The organism is Leptotrichia sp., from assembly GCF_057270615.1.
In genome coordinates this window covers 1-10,683 of the sequence record NZ_DBHIXN010000060.1, presented here as the reverse complement: position 1 = coordinate 10,683, position 10,683 = coordinate 1, and the positions used below count along the sequence as shown (strand labels likewise).

Sequence of the window (10,683 nt, the reverse complement as noted above, 5' to 3'; positions counted from 1 at the left end):
TCCCGCTAAGATATATGTATGTACCTGAAGTGGAAATAGTGTCGTATTCAGAAGTAGCAGAATTAAGTGAGAAAGCGGGAGGAAAATTTGAAATAATAGTAAAGCAGATAATAAGGGACGGGAAATATGCGACAGTAGGAGATCCAATATCGTTGGGGTTAAGAGGTATAGGAAGAATAAAAGATGAGATTGGTAAAATTATTGGTGTGGGAGGGGTGAGTCATGCAGATGATAAAAATTAAAATGACACTTGTATTTTTTGTAAATTTTTTTATAATAAATAATTTAATTTTTGGAATGAAATTATCAGAAATTTCTGGAATAGAAAAATTAGTTGATTACAATAAAATAAAAAATATTGAAGTTGAAAGAGTAATAGAAAAAAAAGCAGGTACTTCAGGTCCACTAAGTAGAAAAGAAAATATTTTGTACGTAAATGGAGAAAAAGATAAATTTACTGGTGCAGTGATTTCTAGAGAAAATAATTATATAACTGCAATATACACATATATAAATGGTAAAAATAATGGAATAGGAACACAGTATTATAAAAATGGAAAAATAGACTCCACAAAAATTTATAAAAATGATATTCCAATAGAAATAACAGATTATTATGAAAATGGAAATATTAGACAAAGCTATAAACAAATGGAAGAAATGAAAAGAGGAGTTAAAATTACTTATTACAAAGATAAGAATAAAATATCTTCTAAACAAGAAGTAATATTAGATGACAGTAAAGTAAAAGTAGTAGACTACATAAAAAATGGAAAAACAACAGTATATGAAAAAAATGGAAACATACTAGGAGAACTTAACTTTAATAATGGAAGTTTATTGGGAGAAAGGCAGAAGCTGTATAAAAATGGGAAAGTGAAGTATGATTTCATAGGAGGGACAAAAGATATAAAAGGATTGAAGGCTATGCGAGGCTACATTGAATATTATGACAACAGTGATATTATGAAATACAGCTGCGATGAAGCGACAAAAGACAACTGGAAATGCAAGGAATACAGTAAGGATGGAAGTTTTAAGCAGAATGTGGATGGGAAAAAATATGTGTCTGTGAATAATAATCATCACGGAAACATTTGGGTGAACATATTTTTAGGTGCTTGGAATATATTGAATCCTTAGTATTAAAAAAAGGGGTAATAAAAAATGTGGAATAGAAAGAAAGAATGGGCAGAAAGCCTGATAGGGATAAAGGAAGGAATCCCGCTAAGATATATGTATGTACCTGAAGTGGAAATAGTGTCGTATTCAGAAGTAGCAGAATTAAGTGAGAAAGCGGGAGGAAAATTTGAAATAATAGTGAAACAGGTAATAAGGGACGGGAAATATGCGACAGTAGGAGATCCAATATCATTAGGAATGAGGGGGATAGGAAGAATAGCGGATAAGATTGGTAAGATTGTAGGCGGATTAACAAAAGTTGGGGGGAATAAAAATGTTGAATAAAATTAGAAAATTATCATATTTTTTGTTTTTATTATTTATTAATATTTCATTGTTTGCTGTTAAACTTTCTGAAATAAGTGGGATTAAAAAATTGAGTAATTATAATGAAATAAAAAATATAGAAGTTAGTAGAATTTTTGAAAAAAAAAGTGGAACTTCTGTATTTAATAGAATTAATGGTTTAGCATACCCAAAAAATGAAAATAAAGTTTTTAGTGGAGTGTTAATAGCAAGAGAAAATAACAATATAGTAGGTCTTTATCAATATAATAATGGGAAATTGGAAGGAATAGTGAATGATTATTATGAAAATGGACAAATTCATATAAATTCAATTGCACGTAATGATAAAATAGAAGGTAAGACATTTATATATTATCCTGATGGAAAATTACAAGATTATAGAATTTTTGAAAATGATATTATTATTAAATCAACAGAATATAATAAAAATGGGAAAATAAAGAATACATTAACATCAACAGGAGGATTAAATGCAGTTATAATATTATATTATGAAAATGAATTTAAAAGTGCAGAAATAGAAGTTATTCAAGATTATAGCAATAGAAAAGAAGAAATAAAATTTATAAAAAATGGAAAAACGACAGTATATGAAAGAAATGGAAACATACTGGGAGAACTTAACTTTAATAACGGAAGCCTTTTAGGAGAAAGACAGAAGCTATATAAAAATGGGAAAGTGAAGTATGATTTCATAGGAGGGACAAAAGATATAAAAGGATTGAAGGCTATGCGAAGCTACATTGAATATTATGACAACAGTGATACTATGAAATACAGCTGCGATGAAGTGTCAAAAGACAACTGGAAATGCAAGGAATACAGTAAGGATGGAAGTTTTAAGCAAAATGTAGATGGAAGAAAATATGTGTCTGTGAATAATAATCATCACGGAAATATTTGGGTAAACATATTTTTAGGTGCTTGGAACATATTGAATCCTTAGTATTAAAAAAGAGGTAATAAAAAATGTGGAATAGAAAGAAAGAATGGGCAGAAAGCCTGATAGGGATAAAGGAAGGAATCCCGCTAAGATATATGTATGTACCTGAAGTGGAAATAGTGTCGTATTCAGAAGTGGCAGAATTAAGTGAGAAAGCGGGAGGAAAATTTGAAATAATAGTAAAGCAGATAATAAGGGACGGGAAATATGCGACAGTAGGAGATCCAATATCGTTGGGGTTAAGAGGTATAGGAAGAATAAAAGATGAGATTGGTAAAATTATTGGTGTGGGAGGGAAAAAAGATGGGATTATTTAATTTAAAAAAAACAATCGTAATAATATTTTGTAATATTTCAATTATGATGTTCGCTTCAAAATTATCTGCCATCGAAGGTATAAAAAAATTAGAAAATTATAATGAATTAAAAAATGTAGAGGCAGAGAGAATAGTGAAAGATAATTTGGTAGAAAGAAATAGACAATTGGATAAAGTATTTGTAAAAGGAGAAAAAGAACCGTTTAATGGAATAGTAGTCGTAGAAAAAAATAAATTGATACTCGGTTTGTATTTTTATATTAATGGGAAAGGAAATGGTTTAATATATAAATATTATCCGAATGGGAAATTAGCTTCTAGGAATTTGTATAAAAATGATTATCTTATCCAATATACTGATTATAATAAAAATGGCTCAATATATAGAAAGTTTAAATCAGAAGACGGAATAAATGGAATAATAGAAGCAACAAATGATAAATATAGTATCATAATGAATGTAATTCAGGAATATAATTCCAATAGAGAAATGGAATATATTAAGAATGGGAAAACAACAGTATATGAAAAAAATGGAAACATACTAGGAGAACTTAACTTTAATAATGGAAGTTTACTGGGAGAAAGACAGAAACTGTATAAAAATGGGAAAGTGAAATATGACTTTATAGGAGGAGCAAAAGACATAAAGGATTTGAAGGCAATACGAAGCTATATAGAGTATTTTGATAACAGCGATACTATGAAATATAGCTGTAATGAAGTGTCAACAGGAAATTGGAAATGTAAAGAATATAGCAAGGATGGAAGTTTCAAGCAAAATGTGGATGGAAGGAAATATGTAGCTGTGAACAATAATCATCATGGAAATATATGGATAAATATATTTTTAGGTGTTTGGAACATATTGAATCCTTAATATTTTAAAGAAGTAAATAGAGATAGAGGAATTAAGTAAAAATGGAATAATGAAATAAACGAAGGAGGAAAAGATGAAAGCGGCGATATTACTTAGCCCAGTCAACAAGGATGGTGTGAATATAGGAATTTTTAACAAGGTGATAAAAAATTTTATGAAAAATCCAGTTCCATTAGGAGAAGTTGCAGGAGGCAATGCAGGAATAAGTGAAATATTGCTGTTACCTGTATACGTAGATACAGTTGAATACTTAAAGTACGATTCTCAAAGCGGAGCGAATGGGGCAACGCAATTAATGATGGCAAAGAAAGCGAGAGGTATATTTGAAGGGCAGTACGACTATCTAAAGTTTTCAGAAAATTCGGTAGTAAAGATAGGGGGAAGGATAGTGTTCTTGAGCCTTGACAAAACAAAAACGGCAGACGGAACAAAAGAGAAGAATGCCTTTAATGAAGAAGTAACGGACGAGAAGGACTTAACTGATGGGATACGCAAGTATTCAAAAATGGGTAAAGAAGAGCAGAAGAGATTCAGGCAGAAAACAGGTAAGAAACTGATAGAGTATGTATCAAACCTGACGGCAATAAATCAATTATCAGAATGGGCAATATCAAATGACACTCCACCGACAGAAGGGGAACAGAAGAAGGGGCAAAATCCTGAGAAAAGGGATCCCTCACAACCAGCGGATGCGTACAGGGGGATAACTAAGAGCTTGACGATAGTATATTTTAAAGACGACAAGCCGATGAAGAAGAAGGGGACGGCAAATGAATGGGATAAGAAAAAAGATGCTGATAAGGAATATGAGTATGCAGAAATACAGAAGCGTCTGAATGCGATAGAAAAGGAAATAAGCAGTCTTGATGTAAAGATAAAGAATGAATTATATGCAAAAGAAGACAGGGACTTAAAGAAAAGGGTATTGATAGGCAAATATGGAAGTGAAGATGCTATTAAATCAAGGATTAACACATTGAAAACAGAAATGGATGCGGTGAGTAAAAGCAAGGATTTGCTGAACAATGAAAAAACTCGGTTAACAGCGGCAAATGCCAAAGAATCAGATTTAGAGAATGTGGAACTAAAGATAAAAGAGGCAGAAGAGCAGGAAGAATTGCTAAAAACAGAAAAGCAGGACATTGAGGGAGTGCTAAAAAATGATATGGAAGATGAAAAGACATTATCAGAGCTGAAAAAATACAGAGCTCAACAAAACAAGCTGATAGAAGAAAAAGAAGGAATAAAGAAGGACAAACTCAAGGGACAGGCAAACTATGAGGCATACAAAGAACAGGAAGACTTGAAGAACTGGACGGAAAGCTTGTTGGGAGTAGAACTTGAAGCCCCATTGAGATATATGTATATTCCCGAAGTGGAACTGGTATCATATAGTGAAGAGATGAACTTAGCAGAATCGGAAGGAAGATTTGAAGTTTTATTAAAACAGTCATTCAAGAGGGAACAGTATGTAGAAGTAGGAGATCCGTTGAGCTTAGGTAAGAAGGGATTAGGTAAATTGATAGGAGGTATTGAGAAAATCTTTGGGGATGGAGATTCTAATAAAGGAGGAGAAGATGGAAATAATGATTAGAGATAGAAAAAAATATTTTCTTATCTTATTTATAATTATGAATTTTATAGTGTTTCCAGTTTCATTATCGACAGTAAAGAGAATTGATAAATTAAGTAACTATAACGAAATTAAAGATATTAGTGTGAGTAGAATATATGAAAAAATGGGGACAGATCCTGTATTTGATAGAAAAAATGGAATTACTTATGTAAAAGGAGAAATAAATCCTTTTGATGGAATAATGATAGCAAGAATTAACGGACAAAATATAACTGGAATTTATCAATATTCTAATGGAAAAAAGGAAGGAATAACCTATGATTACTATGAGAATGGACAATTATATATAAAAGCTTCCAGTAAAAATAATAAAACAGAAGGAGAAGGCTTTGAATTTTATCTGAATGGGAAATTAAAAGATAAAAGATTTTACAAAAATGGTATTATAGTTGATTCAACAGAGTATAATCAAAATGGAAAATTAAGTAGAATATTCAAGGCAACAGAAGGATTAAGAGGAATTATAACAGGATATTATGAAGATGGTATACATAAAAGTTGTGAAATGAATGTGATACAAGATTACAGTAAAAAGGGAATAATAGGATATATTAGAGATGGAGAATCCACAGCATATGACAAAAAAGGGCGAATTATGGGGATACTGAACTATAAGGATGGTAAGTTGACAGGATTGGAACAGAAAGTGTTTAAAAATGGAAAACTTAAATATAACTTTATTTCAGCATCGGAAAAAGCAACAGAGGATATTAAGGCAATGGATTACTACATTGAGTACTTTAATAACAGTGATCAGAAAAAACTGGATTGTAAGGAACTGGCAAGTAATAACTGGCGATGTAAGGAATACAGCAAGAATGGAAATTTTAAAAGAGAATTTGATTCACCTACGTTTAGAAGTCCAAATGACTGGAGTTTTGGGATAAATGCGTTATTGGGGATACTTAATATATTGTTTTAAAGGAAAAAGGGGGGATTTGAAAGGAGTTGTAATAAAGTTGGTTAAAAGAATAATAAAGAACTGGACAGAAAGTCTATTGGGAGTGGAACTGGAAGTGCCATTAAGATATATGTATGTACCCGAAGTGGAGCTGGTATCGTATAGCGAGTCAATGGACTTGTCGGAATCAGAAGGAAGATTTGAGGTACTGCTGAAGCAGTCCTTCAAGAGGAAGCAGTATGTTGAAGTAGGAGATCCGACGAGCTTAGGGCTGAAACAAGGTGGAAAATTGATAGAGAGCATTGGAAAGATTTTTGGAGTTGGTGATTCTGATAAAGGAGTAAAAGATGTTAAATAGGAAATATATATTAATATTTTTGATTTTTAATACTGTTTTAAATGGAATGAAATTATCGGAAGTAGAAGGAATAAGAAAATTAAGTAATTATGATGAAATCAAGAATATTAATGTAGAAAGAATAGTGGATTATAATGATATTGAAAGAAATAAAAAATTGGACAGAGTTTACGTAAATGGAGAAATTAAACCATTTACTGGATTAGCATTTAGAAAAAAAAATAATAGAATAATCGCAATTACTTTTTACATTAATGGAAAATCAGAAGGAAATCATTATAGATATTTTGATAATGGGCAATTGTATGTAAAAATTAATTTAAAAAACGATAAATCAGAAGGAGAAAGTTATGAATATTATCCAAATGGTAAAATAAGTGATAAAAGTTTTTATAAGAATGATATAATAACTAAATTAACGGGCTATTATGAAAACGGTAAAATAAAAAGAATATTTAAAACAACAGAAGGGTTAAGAGGAATTATAACAGGATATTATGAAGACGGAATAAGCAAAGCTTCAGAAATGAATGTTATTCAAGATTATAGTGAAAAAAGAGTATTAAAATTTATACATGATGGAGAATCCACAGCATATGACAAAAAAGGACAAATTATGGGAATACTGAACTATAAGGATGGTAAGTTGACAGGATTAGAGCAAAAATTGTTTAAAAATGGAAAACTTAAATATGACTTTATTTCAGCCTCAGAAAAGCCGGTAAGGGATATTAAGGCAATGGACTTTTATGTGGAGTACTTTAATAACAGCGAGCAGAAAAAACTGGATTGTAAGGAACTGGCAAGTAATAACTGGCGATGCAAAGAATACAGCAAGAATGGAAATTTTAAAAGAGAATTTGATTCACCTACGTTTAGAAGTCCAAATGACTGGAGTTTTGGGATAAATGCGTTGTTAGGGATAATTAATATATTGTTTTAGAAAAAAGTAACAAATAACTGAATAGAAGATTTTATAAAAATATAGAAAAGGATTTTAGGAAATTAAATAAAGGAAGTGATAAAATGGCAGAATTAAAACAAGAGGTGAGTGCTGTAACGATAAACAGAAGAATAAAAAAAGGTAATAATGAGTTACTAGGGAAAGTTCAGGTGTATGTAGTTAATAAAAAAAATAATAGAACATACCTTCTATTTAAAAATTTTGAAATAATAGTGAAAAATTCTATGTTTAATCATTCTATACTTGAAATGACATTTCAAGTTGCATTAAAAGATGAATTTACAGTAAAAAAAATGGAAAATATTAAATTATCTTCTGAAATAAATGATTTGTTGTATCAAGATAAACAATATATAGGTGTTGATTTAAATTCTGGAAAAACATTATTTTATGGTATTATTGAGGAACTTGAATACGATGAAAAAAGCAGAATTTATAAATTAAGAGCAAGTTCAATTTCAAAATTACTTGATAGAATACCTCAGTATATTGATTTTAAAACAGGATATTCATTAAATTTCCTTTTAAAAAAGATGCAGGCAAAAATACATAGATATTTGTCAAATGATGCAATGAAAGAAAAGGAAGAGATTTCACTTTCTCAAATTGATTTTGATATAAAAGATGAGGAATTAGAATTTGAAAGTATAATGAAATATGGGTTTATTATTATGTATAATGAAACATATTGGGAATTTTTAAAAAGAATTTTGTTTACAGAAGTGATAAAAATACCTATATATATGAAAGGTAAGAGAGTTACTATAGGATTTTCAGTAGATAAAAATAAGAATAAAAATAAAAAAATAAAATTAAACTGGATAAAAAATGAATTTAGTGAGTATCTTGAAATAGGAGATTATTACGATGGATTTTGTCTATATGAAAGTGAAATAAGAATAAGTAATTTTTATGGAACAGAATATTATTATAGAAGTGAAGAACCTGAAAGTATAAAAGAATTTATAATTCATCCAAAAGAAATTTATCCTTTTATTTTAGAAGGAAAAGTTATAAAAACGGTATACACTGAAAAAATAGATTATTGGCAAAAAGAAAAAATAGAATATGCAAAAAATGAAAATAAGAAATTGGATAAAAAAAGGAAAGACTTAATTGATGAAAAAAATAAACTGGAAGAACATAGAACAGAGGTGGATAAAAAATTAGAAGAATTGTTGGAGAAAGAAAGGTTAACAGAAGCTCAAAAAAGTGAAAAAAAAGCATTGGAAGAGGAACTAAAAAATTTGGATAAAAGATTAGGAACAAGCAAGATAACTTATCATCCCTCTGAAATTGAAACCTGGGAAGGAGATTATAAAGAAATAGTTGAAGAAGGAGAAATGATTAAAGAAATAGATAAAATTGATACCCAAATTAAAAAAAATGATATAGCTTTAGGTCAAGAAATAGAACAATCAAAAAGAGGAACATTATTGGGAACAGGTAGAATATTCAATCATCCTTCTGAAATTGAAACTTGGGAAGGAGATTTTGAGGAAGTGATAGATGGGGAGATACCAAAAAGAATAGAAAATGTTGGTATTATAATTGATAAAAATGAAAAAATTATAAATAAAGTAATAGAAGAAACTAAGAATATAGGTGTAGAAGTAGACTTTAATGAAGCCTTAAAAAAATTGGGAGATGCAGAAAGAAATAGATATCCTTATTTTGAGGAAACTGTTGAAGGGATTGAGAATGGAGTGTATTCTGCTGAAATGATGGGAGAAAAAGGTGTAAAGATAAACACAGAAACTGAAAATATTGTTTCTGTAGGTAATCAAGTAGGTACAAGTGAAAATAGTAAAACACAAAATGATGAAGTTCAAAATATGCCATTAGAATCTACGAATAGTCAAGCAACTTCAGAAAAAGTAAATGATGGTAATAATGAAAAAACTTCGGATGCTACTGGCAAAGAAACGACAGAGAACAATGTTAGCTCATCTGAAAAACAAATAACAGTACAAAACGAATATTACTACGCTTATGATATACTTAGTAATTCAGGATATTCTAAAGGTAATTCAACTACGTTAATCCCCCAACCAGGTGAAAAGATCTTAATTATATTTTTTTCTAATCGTAGTTTTTCTTTTGGAACTTTATCTAATGAAAATAAAGAAAATATAAAAAATGAAATTATTAAATTTAATACAAATCAAATGCAAATGCAAGCAGATAAAAATATAAATGTAAATGCAAAAGAAAAAGTTTCATTTGAATCATCATTAATAGATTATAAAACAGAAAATTAAGTGTAAGGAGTGTTGCAATATGAAACAGAGTGATATGTTAAAAAATGGCGATAATTTAATATGTAATGCTGGAAGTCAACCAAGTAAATTTCAAATAACAAGAAAAAAATTTACAGTAAACGGAGAAATTGTAGCAACTGTTGAAGATAATGTTGCTGGTGTAAATGTTCAAAGTTTTGGTTCATGTAAATTTGCAGAAACTTGCAAATTAAATTCAGAATTATATGGTTCAAAATTAACGTGGACAAACTATGTTGAAAAAATAAGAATACTTGGTGAATATAAGATAAATGATAACTCTATATGTCAATGTCCGATTGGTGGAATGATAAAAAAAATGAAATAAAAGAGGCAGAAGAGTAGGAAGAACTGCTTAGTCTAATCAATAAGAAAAGTATAAATATGGGGTAATTGGAGTAGAAGAAACATTGCAAATAGAGGAAATGTTAATAATATAGAGAGGAGAAATCATATGAAGGCATTAGTGTTCTTTAGTCCAGTAACTGACAGGATGAATTCAGAAACTTTTATGAAAGAGTTGAAAAAATTTAGAGATGATGCTTTTGGGGAGTTAGAAAAAGCACTGAAATCAAATGAGAAAGCATCACATAGTAAAATACTTCTGTTGCCTGTATATATAACAGGGATACAATTTTTAAAAGGAAGTACAGAAATTACATCCATAATGTTAATGGATAAGGAAAATGCAAGCTGGAGAGAAAACAGGTTCGCATATTTCCAATTTAAAGACGGGGAGTATATAAAAGTATTAGGAGATATTGTTTCACTGGATATAGATAAGAAACCGGGGGAAGATGGAGTGGCAGAAAGCATAACAAAATATGGTGAAATGGGGGCAAGCGAGAAAAAAAGGTTTAGACAGAAAATAGGGAAAAAAGCAATACAGTATTTATCAAATCTAGCTTCCATCA

General features: G+C 29.7%; 13 protein-coding genes. All 13 read left to right on the top strand.

Features of this window, described 5'->3' with window-relative positions:
• Window positions 1-242: hypothetical protein (locus tag ACO409_RS09090; RefSeq protein ID WP_485556557.1), on the top strand; the 242-nt coding region annotated here is incomplete at its 5' end.
• Window positions 229-1,143 carry a toxin-antitoxin system YwqK family antitoxin gene (locus ACO409_RS09085; protein ID WP_485556555.1) on the top strand — a complete coding sequence of 305 codons (915 nt, stop codon included), beginning with the start codon at window positions 229-231 and terminating at the stop codon, window positions 1,141-1,143. The genes ACO409_RS09090 and ACO409_RS09085, both read left to right, overlap by 14 nt.
• 24 nt (window positions 1,144-1,167) lie before the next feature.
• Complete coding sequence (locus ACO409_RS09080; RefSeq protein ID WP_485556553.1) at window positions 1,168-1,467, top strand: hypothetical protein; 300 nt, start codon at window positions 1,168-1,170, stop codon at window positions 1,465-1,467.
• Window positions 1,457-2,437: a toxin-antitoxin system YwqK family antitoxin gene (locus tag ACO409_RS09075; RefSeq protein WP_485556551.1), complete on the top strand. Its 981-nt coding sequence runs from the start codon at window positions 1,457-1,459 to the stop codon at window positions 2,435-2,437. The genes ACO409_RS09080 and ACO409_RS09075 overlap by 11 nt, the downstream gene beginning before the upstream one ends.
• Before the next feature lie 23 nt (window positions 2,438-2,460).
• Window positions 2,461-2,751, top strand: coding sequence for a hypothetical protein (locus ACO409_RS09070; protein WP_485556549.1), 291 nt, complete (start codon window positions 2,461-2,463; stop codon window positions 2,749-2,751).
• On the top strand, window positions 2,738-3,631 hold the full coding sequence (locus tag ACO409_RS09065; protein ID WP_485556548.1) for a toxin-antitoxin system YwqK family antitoxin: 894 nt from the start codon (window positions 2,738-2,740) through the stop codon (window positions 3,629-3,631). The genes ACO409_RS09070 and ACO409_RS09065 overlap by 14 nt, the downstream gene beginning before the upstream one ends.
• A gap of 73 nt (window positions 3,632-3,704) precedes the next feature.
• Window positions 3,705-5,225: a hypothetical protein gene (locus ACO409_RS09060; RefSeq protein WP_485556547.1), complete on the top strand. Its 1,521-nt coding sequence runs from the start codon at window positions 3,705-3,707 to the stop codon at window positions 5,223-5,225.
• On the top strand, window positions 5,209-6,189 hold the full coding sequence (locus tag ACO409_RS09055; RefSeq protein WP_485556546.1) for a toxin-antitoxin system YwqK family antitoxin: 981 nt from the start codon (window positions 5,209-5,211) through the stop codon (window positions 6,187-6,189). The genes ACO409_RS09060 and ACO409_RS09055 overlap by 17 nt, the downstream gene beginning before the upstream one ends.
• A gap of 37 nt (window positions 6,190-6,226) precedes the next feature.
• Entirely contained in the window at window positions 6,227-6,526 is a 300-nt protein-coding gene (locus ACO409_RS09050) for a hypothetical protein (protein ID WP_485556544.1), read from the top strand.
• Window positions 6,516-7,469, top strand: coding sequence for a toxin-antitoxin system YwqK family antitoxin (locus tag ACO409_RS09045; RefSeq protein ID WP_485556542.1), 954 nt, complete (start codon window positions 6,516-6,518; stop codon window positions 7,467-7,469). Before ACO409_RS09050 ends, ACO409_RS09045 begins: the two co-directional genes overlap by 11 nt.
• An 83-nt stretch (window positions 7,470-7,552) precedes the next feature.
• Window positions 7,553-9,751, top strand: coding sequence for a hypothetical protein (locus ACO409_RS09040; RefSeq protein WP_485556540.1), 2,199 nt, complete (start codon window positions 7,553-7,555; stop codon window positions 9,749-9,751).
• Between the two features lie 19 nt (window positions 9,752-9,770).
• Window positions 9,771-10,097, top strand: a complete 327-nt coding sequence (locus tag ACO409_RS09035; RefSeq protein ID WP_314392051.1) for a PAAR-like protein — start codon at window positions 9,771-9,773, stop codon at window positions 10,095-10,097.
• Window positions 10,098-10,223: 126 nt separating this feature from the next.
• Window positions 10,224-10,683 (top strand): hypothetical protein (locus tag ACO409_RS09030; protein ID WP_485556538.1); only part of this gene is annotated, 460 nt, incomplete at its 3' end.

Excerpts from the sequence above, each read along its gene's own strand:
- ACO409_RS09085 (WP_485556555.1), top strand. The coding sequence starts at position 229 with ATGATAAAAATTAAAATGACACTTGTATTTTTTGTAAATTTTTTTATA.
- ACO409_RS09080 (WP_485556553.1), top strand. The coding sequence starts at position 1,168 with ATGTGGAATAGAAAGAAAGAATGGGCAGAAAGCCTGATAGGGATAAAG.
- ACO409_RS09075 (WP_485556551.1), top strand. The coding sequence starts at position 1,457 with ATGTTGAATAAAATTAGAAAATTATCATATTTTTTGTTTTTATTATTT.
- ACO409_RS09070 (WP_485556549.1), top strand. The coding sequence starts at position 2,461 with ATGTGGAATAGAAAGAAAGAATGGGCAGAAAGCCTGATAGGGATAAAG.
- ACO409_RS09065 (WP_485556548.1), top strand. The coding sequence starts at position 2,738 with ATGGGATTATTTAATTTAAAAAAAACAATCGTAATAATATTTTGTAAT.
- ACO409_RS09060 (WP_485556547.1), top strand. The coding sequence starts at position 3,705 with ATGAAAGCGGCGATATTACTTAGCCCAGTCAACAAGGATGGTGTGAAT.
- ACO409_RS09055 (WP_485556546.1), top strand. The coding sequence starts at position 5,209 with ATGGAAATAATGATTAGAGATAGAAAAAAATATTTTCTTATCTTATTT.
- ACO409_RS09045 (WP_485556542.1), top strand. The coding sequence starts at position 6,516 with ATGTTAAATAGGAAATATATATTAATATTTTTGATTTTTAATACTGTT.
- ACO409_RS09040 (WP_485556540.1), top strand. The coding sequence starts at position 7,553 with ATGGCAGAATTAAAACAAGAGGTGAGTGCTGTAACGATAAACAGAAGA.
- ACO409_RS09035 (WP_314392051.1), top strand. The coding sequence starts at position 9,771 with ATGAAACAGAGTGATATGTTAAAAAATGGCGATAATTTAATATGTAAT.